11 protein-coding genes are annotated in these 16979 nt (G+C 70.6%); 7 read left to right on the top strand and 4 right to left on the bottom strand.

The window, feature by feature from the left end; genetic code table 11:
- Window positions 1-136: 136 nt before the first annotated feature.
- From CUC05_RS14595 to nudC, 5 genes are all read left to right on the top strand, one after another.
- Window positions 137-1411 carry a BMP family lipoprotein gene (locus CUC05_RS14595; RefSeq protein ID WP_157965584.1) on the top strand — a complete coding sequence of 425 codons (1275 nt, stop codon included), beginning with the start codon at window positions 137-139 and terminating at the stop codon, window positions 1409-1411.
- A gap of 114 nt (window positions 1412-1525) precedes the next feature.
- On the top strand, window positions 1526-3088 hold the full coding sequence (locus CUC05_RS14600; protein ID WP_205712343.1) for an ABC transporter ATP-binding protein: 1563 nt from the start codon (window positions 1526-1528) through the stop codon (window positions 3086-3088).
- Window positions 3085-4263: an ABC transporter permease gene (locus CUC05_RS14605; RefSeq protein WP_108666861.1), complete on the top strand. Its 1179-nt coding sequence runs from the start codon at window positions 3085-3087 to the stop codon at window positions 4261-4263. The genes CUC05_RS14600 and CUC05_RS14605 overlap by 4 nt, the downstream gene beginning before the upstream one ends.
- A 2-nt stretch (window positions 4264-4265) precedes the next feature.
- Window positions 4266-5654, top strand: coding sequence for an ABC transporter permease (locus tag CUC05_RS14610; protein WP_205712344.1), 1389 nt, complete (start codon window positions 4266-4268; stop codon window positions 5652-5654).
- 82 nt (window positions 5655-5736) lie between these two features.
- Window positions 5737-6618: an NAD(+) diphosphatase gene (gene nudC, locus CUC05_RS14615; RefSeq protein WP_108666862.1), complete on the top strand. Its 882-nt coding sequence runs from the start codon at window positions 5737-5739 to the stop codon at window positions 6616-6618.
- Window positions 6619-6728: 110 nt separating this feature from the next.
- On the opposite strand, the gene CUC05_RS14620 is transcribed toward nudC, so the two are convergent.
- The 3 genes from CUC05_RS14620 to CUC05_RS25895 form a co-directional block, all read right to left on the bottom strand.
- Entirely contained in the window at window positions 6729-9314 is a 2586-nt protein-coding gene (locus CUC05_RS14620; RefSeq protein WP_108666863.1) for a cell wall-binding repeat-containing protein, read from the bottom strand.
- Window positions 9315-9440: 126 nt separating this feature from the next.
- Window positions 9441-10454 carry a sortase domain-containing protein gene (locus tag CUC05_RS14625; protein ID WP_205712345.1) on the bottom strand — a complete coding sequence of 338 codons (1014 nt, stop codon included), beginning with the start codon at window positions 10452-10454 and terminating at the stop codon, window positions 9441-9443.
- Between the two features lie 102 nt (window positions 10455-10556).
- Window positions 10557-11360 (bottom strand): fasciclin domain-containing protein, encoded by an 804-nt coding sequence (locus CUC05_RS25895; protein ID WP_108666864.1) that lies wholly within the window; start codon window positions 11358-11360, stop codon window positions 10557-10559.
- Between the two features lie 202 nt (window positions 11361-11562).
- Here CUC05_RS25895 and pyk point away from each other — a divergent pair, with 202 nt between their 5' ends.
- Complete coding sequence (pyk, locus tag CUC05_RS14635) at window positions 11563-13005, top strand: pyruvate kinase (protein WP_157965585.1); 1443 nt, start codon at window positions 11563-11565, stop codon at window positions 13003-13005.
- 114 nt (window positions 13006-13119) lie between these two features.
- Window positions 13120-14478, top strand: coding sequence for a GGDEF domain-containing protein (locus tag CUC05_RS14640; RefSeq protein WP_108666866.1), 1359 nt, complete (start codon window positions 13120-13122; stop codon window positions 14476-14478).
- A 43-nt stretch (window positions 14479-14521) separates the two neighbouring features.
- Here the strand turns inward: CUC05_RS14640 and CUC05_RS14645 are convergent, their stop codons facing one another.
- Entirely contained in the window at window positions 14522-16951 is a 2430-nt protein-coding gene (locus CUC05_RS14645) for an EAL domain-containing protein (protein WP_108666867.1), read from the bottom strand.
- Window positions 16952-16979 lie beyond the last annotated feature (28 nt).

Consider the following 16979-nt stretch of genomic DNA (forward strand, 5'->3'; position numbering starts at 1 on the left):
CGCCAACCCTGCCAGACACGGGGACATCCGGCCACCGGTCCGTGGTTAACTACCACGATCGGAGGTCGCTAGAATTCCCGGCGACATCCCGCCAAAACTGAGGGCGTTGCGACGCCCAGGAACGAAAAGGATCGACATGAGCGCTCTCGCGCGCCGCATGGGGCTGCTTGCCCTGCTGCTGGCCCTGTCCATGATCACGGCTGCCTGTGCCAACGACACGGCCGACGACGAGGCCACCGAGGACACCGCTGAGGTGGCCGAGGAGGAGGCCGAGCCGACCGAGGACGAGATGGCCGAGGAGGAGCCGACCGAGGACGAGATGGCCGAGGAGGAGCCCACCGAGGACGAGATGGCGGAAGAGGAGCCCACCGAGGACGAGGCAACCGAGGACGACGCCGCTGACGCCTCCGAGGGTGGCGTCTCCATCGAGGACTCGTGCGCGCAGTACGAGGGCGTCGAGGTCCCCGAGGACTTCAACGTGGTCCTCGTGACCGACATCGGCAAGGTCGACGACGGCACCTTCAACCAGTTCGCGAACGACGGCATGGTCGCCGCTGCTGACTGCCTCGGCTTCGAGTCCCAGGCCATCGAGACGGCCTCCGAGGCCGACTACGGCACCAACATCGCCACCGCCCTCGAGGCCGACCCGGAGATCATCGTCACGGTCGGGTTCCTGATCGCCGACGCCACCCTCGAGGCCGCTGAGGCCAACCCGGAGGTCAACTTCATCGGCATCGACCAGTTCCAGGCCGAGTACCCGGCCAACTACGTCGGCGTGCTGTTCCGCGAGGACCAGGGCGGCTTCCTGGCCGGTGCCATGGCGGGTCTGCTGACCGAGTCCAACACCATCGGTGTCGTCGGCGGCCTCGAGGTCGTCCCGCCGGTCGTGCGCCTGGTCAACGGCTACGAGGCCGGTGCCCACTACATCGACGAGTCCATCAACGTCCTCAAGGTCTACACCGACTCCTTCACCGACCCTGCCCAGGGCGCCTCGGCGGCCCAGCAGTTCCTCGGCGAGGGTGCCGACGTGATCTTCGGTGCTGGCGGCCAGACCGGTTCCGGTGGCGTGTCCGCGGCGACCGAGGCCGGTGCCTGGGGCATCGGGGTCGACCAGGACGAGTACTTCACCACCTTCGGTGGCGGCTCCTCGCCCGGGTCGGAGTTCCTGGCCACCTCGGCCGTGAAGCGCGTCGACCTGGGTGTCTTCAACCAGATCGGTGAGGTCCTCGCCGGTTCCTTCGCCGGTGGCATCTACACGCTGGACGCGGCCAACGGTGGCATCAGCTACGCGCCGTTCCACGACGCGGACATCCCCGAGGACGTCGCGACGCAGCTCGAGGAGGTCCGCCAGGGCCTCGCCGACGGCTCCATCGAGACGGGCATCGACCCGGCCACGGGCCTGCCCCTGTAGCCAGCGCCCGCACAGCCAGCCAACTCGGGCCCCGCACGGCGACGTGCGGGGCCCGCGTGTGTCGGACGCTGGGTTCCGACTACGCTCCCTGCTGGCAACGAACACGGAGGTGTGATGCAGGACGAGAGGGTTCCGGTCCTCGAGGTCGAGGGTGTGACCAAGCGGTTCCCGGGTGTGGTGGCCAACGCCGACGTCAACTTCGCCCTTCATCGTGGAGAGATCCACTGCCTGCTGGGCGAGAACGGGGCAGGCAAGTCGACGCTGATGAACGTCGTGTTCGGGCTGTACCAGCCGTCGGAGGGGCGCATCCTCGTCAACGGCGAACCCCAGCGGTTCACGTCCTCCCGTGACGCCATCGCGGCGGGCATCGGCATGGTCCACCAGCACTTCCAGCTGATCCCCGTGCTGACGGTCGCGGAGAACGTGATCCTCGGCGTGGAGACCACCCGCCGCGGCCAGCTCGACCTCGAGTTGGCAAGGGAGCGCATCGCCGAGCTCAGCCAGGCTTACGGCCTCGGCGTGGACCCCGATGCGCTCGTCGGCTCACTCAGCGTCGGCGCGCAGCAACGTGTGGAGCTGATCAAGGCGCTCTACCGCGACGCCGACATCCTGATCCTCGACGAACCCACCGCCGTGCTGACCCCGGGCGAGGTCGACGAGTTCTTCGCCGTGGTCCGCAGCCTCGTCGACGACGGCAAGTCCATCGTCTTCATCACCCACAAGCTGCGGGAGGTGCTGGCGGTCGCCGACCGCATCACCGTCCTGCGCCGTGGTCGCGTCGTCGGCAGCGCCGACCCGTCGACGAGTACCACCGCCCAGCTCGCCGAGCTCATGGTCGGCCGCGAGGTGTCCTTCCAGGTCCCAAAGACCCCGGCGGAACCGGGCCCGGTCGTCCTGGACGTCAAGGCGCTCGGCGTGACCGACGACCGCGAGGTCGTGACCGTCGCCGACTGCAACTTCCGGGTGCGTGCCGGGGTCATCTACGGCATCGCCGGCGTGGAGGGCAACGGCCAGCGCGAGCTCGTCGAGGCCATCGCCGGCATGCGCGCCGCAGCGGACGGGCACATCCACATCGACGGCACCGACATCGTCGGCATGTCGCCGCGCAAGGTCGAGCGCCTCGGCGTCGGCCACGTGCCCGAGGACCGCAACAAGCACGGCGTCGTGGGCGCCTTCACCATCACCGAGAACCTGGTGCTGAACGGCTACTACCGCTCGCCCTTCTCGCGAGGCTGGGTGATGCGCCGCGAGCCGATGGCCGAGCAGGCCGAACGCCTCGTCGAGGCCTACGACGTGCGCACGCCGGGGACCGAGATCACCGTCAGCACGCTGTCGGGTGGCAACCAGCAGAAGGTCGTCGTCGCCCGGGAGCTGTCCAGGCCGCTGAAGCTGCTGATCGTCGCCCAGCCCACCCGCGGGCTGGACGTCGGCTCCATCGAGTTCATCCATTCCCAGATCGTCGCCAAGCGCGACGAGGGGTGCGCGGTGCTGCTGGTGTCCGCGGAGCTGGACGAGATCCTGTCGCTCGCCGACCACATCGGTGTGCTGTATCGGGGGACGATCGTGGCAGAGATGCCACGCGAGGAAGCCAGCCGCGAACGGCTGGGCTGCCTGATGGCAGGTACCGAGGACCCCGGGCCGCCCGAGCAGCCCGACGCGGTGGAGGAGCTGGTGTGAGCGGTCCCGACGACCCGAAGACGACGCCGCGCGAGACCGAGGACGGAGGTGTTCCGGCAACCACCATCACCGGGCGCCTGGAGCCGTGGGTCGCGCTGAGTCCCGTCCTGGTCCTGCTGGCCGCGTTCCTGTGCGCGGTCGTGATCGGTGGCGTCGTGATGGTGCTGACCGGCGCCAACCCGGTCGAGGCCTACTGGGCGCTGCTGCGTGGCGCCGTGGGCTCGCCCGACCGGATCGCGTCGTCGCTGGCGCGCGCCACGCCGTTCATCGGCGCGTCGCTGGCGCTGGCGTTCGCGTTCAAGGCCGGCCTGTTCAACATCGGCGCCGAGGGGCAGCTGCTCATCGGCGCGCTGTTCGGTGGCTGGGCCGGGACGTGGTCGTGGATGGCCGGTGCCCCCAGCATCGTGGCCATCCCGGTCGTGATCGGCATGGGCATGCTGGGCGGTGCGCTGTACGGCGGCTTCCCCGGCTTCCTGAAGGCCAAGACGGGGGCCCACGAGGTCATCGTCACGATCATGCTCAACACCATCGCGCTCCGGCTGGTCGAGTGGCTGGTGCTGAGCCGCGATCCGGTGATCCTGCTGGACCAGACCGCGTCGGTCCCGCATTCGCGCGAGATCGCTGAGAGCGCCAAGCTCCCGCACCTCCCCTTCGCCGGATCGTCCTCCCTGCACTGGGGGCTGGCGCTGGGGATCGTGGCCTGCGCGGTGATGTGGTTCGTGATGGAGCGGACCACGACCGGCTTCGAGATCAAGACCGTCGGACTGAACCCCTCGGCCGCCGTCTACGCCGGCATGAGCGTGTCGAAGGTCTGGATCCTGGCCATGGCCGGTTCCGGGGCGTTCGCCGGGCTCGCCGGTGCAGCGGAGGTCTCGGGGTCGGTTGGCTTCATCCAGCCGGGGGTGTTCCGCAACATCGGCTTCGACTCGATCGCCATCGCCCTGCTGGCCCGCGCGAACCCGTGGGCGATCATCCCGGCTGCCCTGCTGTGGGGTGCGCTGCTGTCCGGCGCGCCGCTGATGCAGCTGGAGGCCAACCTGTCCATCGACCTCGTCCGCATCGTGCAGGCGCTGATCCTGCTGTTCGTCGCCGCCGACCTGATCGTCCGGCGCCTGTTCCGCATCCGCGGTGAACGCGGCGAGGGTGCCGCGCTGGCCGCAGGGTGGGGAGGCTGACCGTGAGCACCACCATCGTCCCCGCACCCGCACCCGAGCAGCAAGCGCTCGCCGCCCAGAACGTGCATCCCCGACGGACCCGGTTCGTCGTCATCGGCTGGGTCTACAGCATCATCGGCGTCCTGCTGATCGAGCTGGCCGGCCGCGTGCCCAGCGACGACATCACCTTCACCTTCGGCATCCCGCCGGACGTGCCGCAGGTCACGGTCGACCCGCCGGGCATGGTGCTGCTGGCCGGCCTGCTGCTGCTCGCCGGCGGCATCACCGGGATATTCGAGCATCGGCTGGGCAACGTCACCCGTGTGGGGCTCGGCGTCGCGACGGCCGTGTTCGTCCCGCTGCTGCTGGTGCTGTCCCTTGCCTACTCGACGTCGTCGAAGCAGACCAACCTCATCCCGATCCTCGTGGAGTCGCTGCGCCAGGGCACACCGATCGCCCTCGGTGCCCTTGCGGGCCTGTGGTGCGAGCGCTCCGGTGTCGTCAACATCGGCATCGAGGGCATGATGCTGGCCGCGGCCGGCGGGGGCTTCGTCGCCTACGCCGTGCTCGGCGGGGCCGAAGGCGGCTTCTGGCTGTGGGCGTCGGTCCTGATCGCCGTGCTCATCGGCGGGCTCATGGCCCTCCTCCACGCGGTGCTGTGCGTGACGTTCAGGACCGACCAGATCATCTCCGGTGTGGTCATCAACCTGCTCGCGCTCGGGATCACGTCCTACCTGCGGCAACAGGTCATCGTGCCCTCCGGCGAGGGCGGTGGCGGCATCACGCTGCCGACGTGGAACATCCCGCTGCTGTCGGACGTCCCGATCATCGGCCCGGTCTTCAGCGGCAAGCCGATCTACTTCGCGATGTTCCTGCTGGTGGCCCTGACGACCTGGGTGCTGTTCCGCACCCCGTTCGGACTGCGTGTGCGGTCCGTCGGTGAGAACCCCCACGCCGCCGAGACGCTGGGCGTGGATCCCATCCGCATCCGCTACCTGGCCGTCGTCATCGGTGGCCTCATCGCCGGCCTCGGTGGCGCGTGGTTCTCCCTCGAGACCGTCGGGTCCTTCGAGGACAACATGACCAACGGCACGGGCTTCATCGCCCTGGCCGCGCTGATCTTCGGCAAGTGGCGTCCGTGGCAGTCCTTCGGCGGCGCCATGCTGTTCGGCTTCGCCGCAGCGCTGGGCACCCGTCTGCAGATCCTGTCCGTCCGGCTCGAGGACTTCCGCTTGCTGGACCTGTCCCGCTTCGGCCTGGACGTGTCGGTCGTCCGCATCACCGGGCTGGAGATCCCCTCCCAGGCGCTTCAGTCCCTGCCGTTCGCCGTGACCATCGTCGTGCTTGCCGGCGCCATCGGACGGGCCATCGCGCCCGCCGCCGACGGCGTGCCGTTCGAGCGGTCGAAGTGATCGCGGGATCAGTGATCGCGGGATCGGTGGTCGCGGGATCGGTGGTCGCGGGATCGGTGACTGCGAACGACGTGGTCGGACGATGAGCGACGCCGACGGCGGGGATGCCCTGCTGGCGTCGGAGCACGCCGAACCGGGTGTGTCCGCCGACGCGGCCCTGGACGCCCTCGCCGACGAGGCGACGATGGTCGTGGCGGTGCGGACCGACGGCAAGGCCGCGATCCGGCGGGGGCTGCCAGCCGGCATCGAGGCTGCCGGGCTGTCCGCGCCCGTGCTGGCCGGCACGGCCGTGGCGATCGTGCTGGACATGGGTGCCGACACCGAGGCGATCGCCCTGTTCGGCCGGTTCCAGGACCCGCGGGCCGCGCTGGTCGGGACCGAGGATCCGGCAGCGGTCCTCGGCGCGCTCGGCTTCGGGCAGTGGCGGGTCAGGCATCGGTTCTGCAGCCGCTGCGGGGCGCCGCTCGAACCGCGCGCCGACGGACGGGTCCTGCGCTGCACCGCGGAGGACACCGAGCAGTTCCCCCGGCTGGAACCCGCCGTGATCATGCGGGTCGTCGACGTCGACGACCGGATCCTGCTCGGTCGCCAGCCCATGTGGCCGCCGGGTCGCTTCAGCGTGCTGGCCGGCTTCGTCGACCCGGGCGAGTCGCTGGAGGCCGCCGTGGTCCGGGAGATCATGGAGGAGGTCGGTGTGCCCGTGCGCGACGTCGCCTACCACTCCTCGCAGCCGTGGCCGTTCCCCGCCAGCCTCATGCTCGGGTTCACCGCTACGGCGACGTCGACCGACTTGGTGCTCGAGGACGAGATCGCCGAGGCCCTGTGGTTCTCGCGGGAGGAGCTGGCCGAGGCGATGGACCGGGGCCAGGCGTACGTGCCCCCCGACGTCTCGATCGCCCACCACCTGCTCGTCGACTGGCTGGGCGCCGACGTGCCCCTCGCGACCTGGTACGACCAGCGCTGATCACGGCCGGCGCTGATCACGGCCGGCGCTGATCACGGCCGGCGCTGATCACGGCCGGCGCTGACCACGACCGGCGCTGACCCGTTCGGACCAGCGCCGGCCGTCAGCGATCAGGTGTCCTGCACGGCGATCAGGCAGCGCGGCGCTGCCTGGTCACCCAGCGAGTACCCGTTGGTGAGGAGCGCACGCTCGGCCATGGTGATGGCGGTCGGCTGGTTGACCCACCGGCCGGCGAACGCCTCGCCCATCTCCTCGGTGGCGGTCTCCACCGACGCGTCGAAGCGGTAGACGTCCAGGCCGCGGTTGATGTCGTTGCCGAAGCCGTAGAACGACCCGTCCTCCTCGAACGTGTTGGTCTTGAACGACCAGGTGTCGGAGTTGGAGAAGTAGAAGAAGCCGAGCGTCTCGATGGGCATCGACGCCGGGTTGGTCGCGGCGTCGGCCAGGCCGTTGATGTCCAGGACCCACACGCCGGCGTTGTACCAGGCGATCGTGATGATGCCCTGCTCGGGGTAGATGCGGAACACGTGCGCGGTGCAGGTCAACGCCTCGCCCTGGCCGGAGCCGGAGCCGGCCGGACGGAACTCGGGGATGAAGTAGGTCCCGACCTTGTGCGTCTGCGGGTCCAGCTCGTTGTCGCCGGTGATGTCGTAGACGTGCATGCCACCGCCGGGGCAGAAGCCGTTGCCGGCGGCACCCGCCAGCTCGTCCTCCACGATCAGCAGCGTCCGCTCGTTGCCGTCGCTGTCGGTGACGGTCACCGGGTCGGCCTGGTGCTCGACGTTGATGGCCGGGTCCACGAAGTTGGAGATGACCTCGGGGTTCGCGGGGTCCTCGGTGTTGATGATCACCGTGTTCGACAGCGCCGCGGAGTAGGCCCGGGTGCCGTCGGCGGAGAACGTGATGTCGTGGGACTCCGTGCCCAGCCCGGGCAGGACCGGCATGTCGAGCTGGCCGATTCGGCGGATGTCGTCGAGGTCGGAGATGTCGTAGTACTCGATGTAGGTGGTCTCCGACCCGCCGCTGGTGATCGGGTTGATGATCAGCGAGGAGTTGGAGTTGTAGGCGTAGTCACCGGAGGGGTGCACGGTCATGTTGTGCGACCCCTCGGGCACCGGGATGAAGCCGGCGTACGTCGGCTCGTAGGGGTTGGTCAGCTCGATGACGTAGGTGCCGTAGGCCGGGGTCAGGTCGTCGGGGACCCCGTCGGGCTGGTCATCGTCCTCGCCGCCACCGACCTCGTCGACGAAGGCGATGTCCCCGTCCGCGACGGCCTGGCGGACGCAGTCGGAGCGGATGTCGAGCGCGCTCGTGTCCTCGGAGGTGAACGTGGTGAACGTGCGACCGTCACGGCTGAACACCTGGGTGTCGCCCTGGACGGTCACGCAGTCGTAGTAGGCGACGATCTCGGTCTGCTCGGGGTCGGCGATGTCGGCGATCTGCAGGCCGTTGTACTCCGCACCGGCGATGGCGTAGTCCTGCATCGACCCCACGCGGTCGGCGACCAGCGCCGACAGCACGTCGGCTGCGGCCTCGTCGATCGCGGCGGTGCCACCGGCCAGGCGGAGGACCCCGACGGTGGCGTCGGACAGGGCGTCGACGGCCTGGGGCGTCGACTGGACGTCGAGGCCGTCGACCAGGTACAGCACACCACCGGTCCTGCCGATGGCCGCCGCGGTGGTCAGGCCGTCGGCGAAGGCACGGCTCGTGGCGACGTGCGTGCGGGCCCGGATGGCGCCGCGGGCGAAGGACTCCGCGGCTGCGGCTGCAGCGACGTCGTGCACGTCGTCACCCTCGATGCGGGTGGCCGTGGCGTCACCGGCGGCCGTTTCGGCCGCGGTCACGACCTCGTCCGACACCTGGCCGGTCGTGGCGACCACGGTCAGGGCCGGCGCGTCCGGCGTCAGCAGCGGGTTGTCGGACGCGACGCTGGCCTCCAGGACGGCAGCCGTTTCCTCGGGCAGGCGATCCTCGCCCAGCAGCAGCAACGGCACGTCGTGTGCAGCCCCGAGCGCTGCCGCGGCCAGGGCGGTCTCCCAGCCGCGCTCGGGGTCGGCGTCCTCGCCGACGGCCAGCAGGAACTCGTTGGCCCCGGTGATGCGGTCGGCGATCGCGGCGGCGGTGCCGAAGCGGTTGTCGCCCTCGATCCGCTCGACGTCCAGACCGGCGTCGGTCAGCTGGGCGAGGGCGGCCGGGGACACGGCGGCCTCGCCACCGAGGACGACCGCACGGCGGGCGCCGAGGCGGGTGATCTCCTGCAACGTCACCTGCGGCACCTCCTCCACCGTGGTCAGCAGGATGGGCGCTCGCAGGGTCGCGGCCAGGGGAGCTCCGGCCAGCGCGTCAGCGTAGGTGTACGCGGTGGCGATGACGACGTCGTCGGCGGCGATGAAGGTGTCGGCGGACACGGCCACCGCCGTCTCGATGCGGGTCGGTCCCTCGAGCCGGACCGTCCGCCCCAGGCCCGCGTCGACGGTGGCGAACTCGATGTCGGTGCCGTACGGGATGGTGGTGTCGGCGCGGTCCAGAACCCGGTAGGCCAGGTTGTCGATGTGCGACATGTTGGCCGAGGAGAACGGTTCGGCCGCATCGTTGGCGGCGGCGTCCTGGGCCGTGACGGGGGCGGGGGACAGGAGGGTGGCGATCAGCAGGATCGACAGCAGCAGGGCTGGTCTGGGCAGGGCTGGACTGGGCACGGGCGGAGCCTTCGGGACGACGAACGGACGGTGTCTCCCCTTACACGTTCCTGGACCGACGATCGTTACGGTCCGCGTCGTCCGTGGGGGACGAGGGTGGGCCGTCGGATCCTCGCGGACAGGGTCTCAGGCGAGGGCACCGTTCGTGGCTGGGGGCTGCTCGTGCACGAGCTCGGCGTTGACGATGAGGTTGCCCAGGTAGCTGCCGTCGGCGAAGTCGCCGTCGCAGGTGATCAACCGGAGCCACGGTTCGGTCGTTGCGCCGTAGACCATCTCCGTCGGGAAGTCGTCCTTGCTGACCCGCATGATGCTGCGCACCGCGAAGGTGGCGGAGGATCCGTCGACCCTGTCGATGGTGATCTCGTCGCCCGCCACGAGGTCGCGCAGGCGGAAGAACACCGCCGGTCCGCGGAAGGAGTCCACGTGGCCCACGACGACGGCGGCGCCGACCTCGCCGGGTTCGGGTCCGTCCTGCCACCAGCCGGTCTCGGCGAAGTCCTCCGGGACGTCCAGGCTGCTGTCGGTCACGCCCAGCGGGATGACCGACGCGTCGACGTCGATCGCCGGGATGGACACGGTGGCGGGATCCGCCCGTTCGACCCGCCCCGCATCGCCAGCCGACGGCGCGACGGCGGTCGAGCCCTGACGGACGGTGCTCCTGGTGTCCGATGGGGGCACGGCCGTCGCAGTGGGTCCCGGTCGGGCGACGGAGCCGGTGGCGTCGATCGCCCCGACGAGCACCTCGCTCGCACCCACGTCCCGGGAGGGGAGGAGACCCGCGGACACCATGCCGACGACGAGCAGCGCCACCAACGACAGCAGGCCGACGGCCCCGGCCACGGACCTGACGACGTGCCGCCCTCGCCCCTCCCGCTGCGCGGTGTCCGGCGTCAGTGGCCCGGGCGTGTCAGCCACGTGGCCGGGTCGGCCGTCCGCGCCCTCGACCTCGTGGTCCTCCTCGGCAGCGTCGGCCTCGGTGGCGGGCCCGGTGTCCGCAGGGCCGGCCGGCTGGTCCGACGGCAGGCCCGGGCGGCCACCGGGCCGGGTCGACCGGCCCGGTCGGCGGGAGAGGAGCAGGGCCGCGGAGGTAGCAGCCGCCGAGGTGACGAGGCCGATGACGACGTACCTGGATCTGCGCATCGGTGTTGCCTTCCGTCGGTTGGGGCCGGACACGGGCCTGCCCCGGCCCAGCGACAGGAGTCACCGGACCGGGGCAGGTGGGCGCGGCGAACGCGGCAGCGGCTAGGCGCGGCTGCGGACGACGAAGGCGGCGGCGGCGACGGTGGCCAGCAGGCCCATCGCCACGAAGGGCAGGGTCGAGCCGGTGTCGGCGGTGCCGCCGGCACCGGTCGCCACGCCTCCGGTCGGGGCCGGGCCGCTGTCGGTGGTCGCAGCATCGTCGGCCGTGGTGGTCGCAGCGTCGTCGGCGGTCGCGTCGTCGGCGGTCGCGGCGTCACCGGTGTCGGCCTGGGCCGCCTCGGTCACGCTCGGCGGCAGCATCACGGTGTCGATCAGGTGCACGGTGGCGTTGGCGGTCTGGATGTCGGGGACGACGATCTCGGCCTGGCCGTCGACGTCGGTGCCGTTGATGGTGATGGTCTCGCCGGTGAAGGTCTCGTAGTCACCGGACAGGTCGGCGGAGGCGATGCGCTCGCCGGCGATGACGTGGAAGCCGAGGACGGTGGTCAGCAGGCCGGTCGGGTCGGCCAGGGCAGCCTCGAGGGTGGCGGCGTCCAGCGCGGCGAAGGCGCAGTCGGTGGGGGCGAAGACCGTGAGGGCCTCGGCGGAGTTCAGGGTGTCCACCAGGCCGGCCTCGGACACGGCGGTGACCAGCGTGGTCAGGACCGGGTTGGAGGAGGCGGCGGTCCCGACGGGGTCGTCGGCCATGCCCTCCAGCGTGCCCTCCTCGGCACCGCTCTGGACGGCCTCGACCAGGCCGTCGGTGTCACAGATCGTCGTGGAGTCCTGGGCCGCCGCGCCGGAGGCCGGGAGCAGCAGGAGACCGGCCAGCAGGCCGAGAAGGAGACGGGCGGAGCGTGTGCGCATTGGATGTCCTCGAGTTCGGGGTGTCGGGGGACCCCGGTCGGTGGGATCCACGTTTGCCGGTTCGGAGCCGACGGCCCGCCGGATGGCGACGATGTGGTTCACTGCGCGACCGCGATTGTTGCTTCGAGCGACAATCCCGCCGAAGGGTGTGAGCCTCTAGGCTGACCTGCACCGAACCGTCTCCCCCCATGAAGGAAGTCACGTGGCTCGTCGAGCGAAGATCGTCGCCACCCTTGGTCCGGCCCTGGACGACCGCGAGAAGCTGCGCGCGGCCATCGAGGCCGGCATCGACGTCGTCCGGCTGAACTTCAGCCACGGCGACCACGACACGCACGCCCGGCGGCTCGAGACCGTCCTCGAGCTCGGGGCCCGCCTGGGACGCAACGTCGGCTCCCTCGCGGACCTGCAGGGCCCGAAGATGCGGCTCGGGCTGATGCCCGATGACGGCCTGGAGATCGAGACGGGCTCGGAGGTCTACCTCCTTCCCGGCGTCGAGGAGCTGGAGAGCTACGAGAGCGAGGGCCTCAAGGCCCTTCCCGTGGTGTACGACGCGCTCGCCGAGGACGTCGAGCCGGGGGCGCTGCTGCTGATCGACGACGGGTCCCTCCGGCTGGTGGCCTCCCGGGTCGAGAACGGGACGGTGCGGGCCCGGGTCGTGGCCGGCGGCCGGGCCAAGTCCCGCAAGGGCCTGAACCTGCCGGGTGTGGCCGTCTCGGCCGCTTGCCTGACCGACAAGGACCTCGAGGACCTCAAGTTCGCCATGGAGCTCGGGGCGGACTGGGTCGCCCTGTCCTTCGTCCGTGGCCCCGACGACATCATCGACGTGCGCAACCGCATCCATGCGCTGGGTGGCGAGTCGCCGGTCATCGCCAAGCTCGAGCGTCCCGAGGCGATCGAACGGCTGACCGACATCATCGACGTCACCGACGCCGTGATGGTGGCCCGTGGCGACCTGGGTGTGGAGATCGGCCCCGAACGTGTCCCGGCGATCCAGAAGGAGATCATCGCCGAGGCCAACGCCGAGTCCCGACCCGTCATCACCGCCACGGAGATGCTGGACTCGATGATCAGCTCGCCCCGTCCGACACGGGCCGAGGCCAGCGACGTCGCCAACGCCATCTTCGACGGCACCGACGCGGTCATGCTGTCGGGCGAGACGGCTGCGGGGGCCTTCCCCGTCGAAGCCGTCCGGACGATGGCACGCATCGTCGAGGTTGCCGAACGTTCCCCTCACCTCATCCACCCCAGCCCGCCGCCCCACTCCGAGCTGAGCGTCCCGAAGGTGGTCTCCCAGTCCGCCGTCCAGGTCGCCCGCGATGTCCGGGCGACCGCGATCGTGGTGTTCTCCATGACCGGGTGGTCGGTGCAGCTCGTCAGCAAGTGCCGTCCGGAGATGCCCCTCGTCGGGTTGACCCCATCGGACCGCGCCCGGCGGCGGACCTCGATGATGTGGGGGACCGAGGCGGCGCTCGTGCCGATGAAGGATCGCGCGCAGGAGCTGCTCGAAGCCGCCGAACGCGTCCTGCTGGACGGCAACTGGGCGGCGCACGGCGACATGATCGTCCTCGTCACGGGCCCGCCGGGGTCCCTCGGAGGGACCAGCCGGATCTGGGTCCACCGCATCGGTGACGAGATCGTGAGCTGACGCACGTACGCACGCTGGCGCGGTCGGCTACGTACGGCCCAGCCAACGCCGGACCCGATTCACTAGGCCTATGTTCCCAGATACGGGCACGGGACACGGGGGTAGCGTTGTCTCGTGAAAGACGCCTCCGAACTCCGGGTGCTCGTCGTGGAGGATGCCGGCTCGGACCGGCTCCTCATCGATGCAGCGCTGACCGAACAGCTCGACGGCAGCCCCGTCGTCCTGTGGGCCGAGACCGTCCCCGAGGCCGTGCGCCAGCTGGCGGGCGACCCGATCGATGTGGTGCTGCTGGACCTCGGCCTCCCCGACACCACGGGCCTCGGGACCATCGCGGCCCTGCGGGCTGCGGACGCCGACGTCCCTATCGTGGTGGTGACCGGTACGGCGGGTGAGGCCGACCGCCGGCTGGCCGTCCGGCTCGGCGTCGACGACGTGATCGGCAAGGACCAGCTCGAGCATCGACACCACCCCCTGGGCCACAGCATCCGCAACGCCGTCGACCGGCCTCGTCCCGAGGTCGACCGCCGGACCTCGCCGGCCACGATCGGCCCGGGCAGCAGCATCCACATCGCGGTGCTGGATCCCGAGAACCGGGCGGACACCGACCTCGACCGCGTCGTCGCAGAGGTCGCCGAACGCAACGGCTGGCGACTGACCCTCAGCCGGACGACCACCATGGATGGCCTGTCCGACGTGTCTGCAGCGGGTGGCGGGCCGGACCTGCTGATCGTCGACATCGACGTCACCGAACCACGGGGGTTGGCGACCCTCCGACAGGCTCGGCTCAGGATGCCACGGTGCGAGATCATCGTGGCCAGCGACACCCATCCGGCCGTCATGGCGCTCGCGGCGCTCGACCTCGGCGCGGCCGACGTACTGCTGCGTGAGCTGATGGACGGCCCTTCGGTCGAACGGGCCATCCTCTTCGCCCTTCGGCGTCGCCGTCGGGAGATCGAGCTCTCCAGCGCGGCCGACAAGGACGCGCTCACCGGCCTGCCGTCACGGGGCGTGGTCCTGGAGCACCTCGAGATCTCCATGCGCAACATCGAGACCGGGCAGAGCGACTGCTGCACGGTGGTGTTCATGGGCCTGGACGGCCTCTCCCAGGTCAACGCCCAGTTCGGCCATCGGGTGGGCGACCATGTCCTGCGGGTCGTGGCGGGGCGCATGACCCATGTCGCACGTCGGGGCGACCTGCTGGCCCATCTCGGCGGATGCGAGTTCGTGCTGGTGCTCGACGACTTCGACCGGACGCGGGCCCTCGACGTCGTCGAGCGACTGGTCGACGCGGTGGGCAGTCCGATCGCCATCGACGCCGACTACCGGGTCCTGGTCGGGGTTCGTGCCGGTATGGCCTCGACCGACATGCCCATCGAGCCCACGGAGCTCCTGGACGCTGCTGATCGCGACCTGTACCAGCTCGCTCGGCAGCAGGCTGTCAACGAGGGCCGACAGGTGTCCGGCCGCGAGTAGTCGTCCAGGGGGCAGGCGGGTCGGGACGCAGACGTCGAGCAGGTCAGCTCGGCAGGGTGGGGGACGCTGATCCGAACAGGTGACCCTGGGCGAAGTCACACCCCCGTGCGACGAGCCAGTCCCGCTGCGCCGCCGTCTCCACACCCTCCGCGACCGTCTTCAGGCCCAGGGCCGTGGCCATCCCGAGGATGCCAGCGACGAGGGCGAGGCTGTCGGCGTCGTGGGGCAGCCCGGCAACCAACGACTTGTCGATCTTCACGACGTCGACACCGAACTGACGCAGCTGCACGAGCGACGACAGGCCGGTCCCGAAGTCATCCAGGGCCACGCGCACACCCATGGCCCGCAGCTCGGCGATCTGGACCTCGATGTCCCCGGTCCCTGTGAGCAGGACGTCCTCGGTCAGGTCCAGCACCACCCGGTGCGGGTCGAGGACGGCCTGTTCCTGGAGGGTCCGCAGCACGCGGGCGTACCGCCCGTCGACCAGCTCGGCGGTGGAGCAGTTGAGGTGGAGGTCGAGCGCGACGTCGCCGTCGTGTCGGCTCGAGGTGTCCGCAGCGTGCCGCAGCAGGGTGTCGCCCAGCTCGGCCATGAGGCCGGCGTCCTCCGCCAGGCCCAGGAAGCGGTCCGGCCCCAGCACGTCGGTTCCCCGGTCCCATCTCGCGAGGGCTTCGGCCGCGACGACGCGGCCGGTCCGGAGGTCCACGACGGGCTGGAACCACGGGACGACCTCGCCCGCGCGTACCCCCGTGCGCAGGCCAGCCTGCAGCGTCCGGCGGACGGCCGCGGCACGGCGATGCTCGGGGCCGAACAGCTCGGTGCGGCCCTTGCCGCGTTCCTTGGCGGCGTACATGGCGCTGTCGGCGTCCCGCAGGAGCGCCTGCGGATCGGCGGTCTCGGGGTTGGCCATGACGATGCCGATGCTGAACCCCGGCCGCAGCCGCGTGCCGCCCCGGACCTCGATCCCCTCCCGTGCGGCTGCATGGATGCGCTTGGCGATTTCCCACACGTTGTCGACCGAGTCGATGTCGCAGACGAGCACGAACTCGTCGCCGCCGAGACGGGCCACGGTGTCGTCGGGGCGGACGGCTGCCCGGAGGATCCGTGCGACTGACACGAGTACGGCGTCGCCGGCGTCGTGCCCCAGCGTGTCGTTGATCGCCTTGAAGTCGTCGAGGTCGATGAACAGCACGGCCACGTGTCCACCGTGGCGGCGAGCCCGTTGGAGCGCTTGCGCCATCCGATCCACGAGCAGCGTGCGGTTGGCGAGCCCGGTCAGTCCGTCGTGCAGCATCTGGTGCCGCATCCGTGTCTGTGCGCGGTGGCTCGCGGTGACGTCGACGATGATCGTGACCGCCGCCAGCTCGGCGTCACGCGCGGGATGGCGGGAACGGAGGGTCAACCACCGCACGTCAGCACCGTCGCGGACGCGCACGAGGCGGACCTCGGCATCGTCGATGTCCATCGCGGATCGGGCATGTCGTCGCAGGAACCCGGGCCCGAGCTCCTCGCCTTCGGAACCGCGCACGAGGATGTCGTCGAGCTCTGCCACGGCGTCGATGCCGAGCAACCGGCCGGCCGCGGGGTTCATCGCCATCGGGGTCAGGGCGGCTTCGCCCTCCCAGAGGATGACGCCCTCCTCCAGCTCCTCCACGACCGTCTGGAAGCGCATCGCGAGGATCGTCGCCTCCTGCTGGGACGCGGTCAGCAGGCGATGCTGCTCTCGGGAACGAATCGCGCCGGAGATGCGTTCGGCTGCGGACTCGAGCTGCGCGTCGTCCACGGGAGGGACGCTCGGGTCAGCCCAGGCCCAGCAGACGGCCCCGATCGTGGATCCGTCCGCGGTGAGGGGCATGACGACGCCGCCTTCCATTCCCTCGAGCTGGGAGTGATCCCACTGTGGGTACCGCCGGACGAGCTCGTCGGTCGAGGTCCACCTGATGGGCTGCCCGGCGTCGAGGACGTCGCCGAGGTGCGGGTACCTGCTGCGATCCACGCGGAGGGCGATGGGGTGGGCGGTGCCGTCGAGGTGGGTGGTGGACACCTCGAGGTGGGCGCCCTTGTCCTGGACGAGCCAGGTCCGCGCTGCTCCCGTCAGGGCCCCCGCGAGGGCGAGCACCGGCCCGAGTGACTCGGAGGTGTCCTGGATCATCGGTTCCAGCCGCACCCACCTGGTGTGGTCGTGCTCCAGCCCTCCGAACAGGGCGATGCCCCAGGTCGGTTCGCCGCCGTCGGGGCGGAAGCGCTGGATCATCCGCCGTTCGGCGTCCCGGTCCATGTCCGTGGACGCCAACAGCTCCATGGCTCGTTCCGGGGTCTCGATCAGGTCGGTGTAGTGGCGGCCCACGAGCAACGCCTGGGGGCTCCGCAGGAACCGCCCTGCGGCACGGTTGGCGTACAGCACGACCCCCGTCTCGGTGAGCCGGAGAAGCGCTGCCGGCACGCCATCAAGAATCTGGGGGTCCCTCTGCATCCCGCGAAGGCTTCCACTGTCGCGTACA

The organism is Euzebya rosea (genome assembly GCF_003073135.1).
GTDB classification, from domain to species: Bacteria; Actinomycetota; Nitriliruptoria; order Euzebyales; family Euzebyaceae; genus Euzebya; species Euzebya rosea.

What these genes read in the sequence shown, in the direction of transcription:
- CUC05_RS14595 (WP_157965584.1), top strand. Translation starts at nt 137, where the DNA reads ATGAGCGCTCTCGCGCGCCGCATGGGGCTGCTTGCCCTGCTGCTGGCC.
- CUC05_RS14600 (WP_205712343.1), top strand. Translation starts at nt 1,526, where the DNA reads ATGCAGGACGAGAGGGTTCCGGTCCTCGAGGTCGAGGGTGTGACCAAG.
- nudC (WP_108666862.1), top strand. Translation starts at nt 5,737, where the DNA reads ATGAGCGACGCCGACGGCGGGGATGCCCTGCTGGCGTCGGAGCACGCC.
- CUC05_RS14625 (WP_205712345.1), bottom strand. Translation starts at nt 10,454, where the DNA reads ATGCGCAGATCCAGGTACGTCGTCATCGGCCTCGTCACCTCGGCGGCT.
- CUC05_RS25895 (WP_108666864.1), bottom strand. Translation starts at nt 11,360, where the DNA reads ATGCGCACACGCTCCGCCCGTCTCCTTCTCGGCCTGCTGGCCGGTCTC.
- CUC05_RS14645 (WP_108666867.1), bottom strand. Translation starts at nt 16,951, where the DNA reads ATGCAGAGGGACCCCCAGATTCTTGATGGCGTGCCGGCAGCGCTTCTC.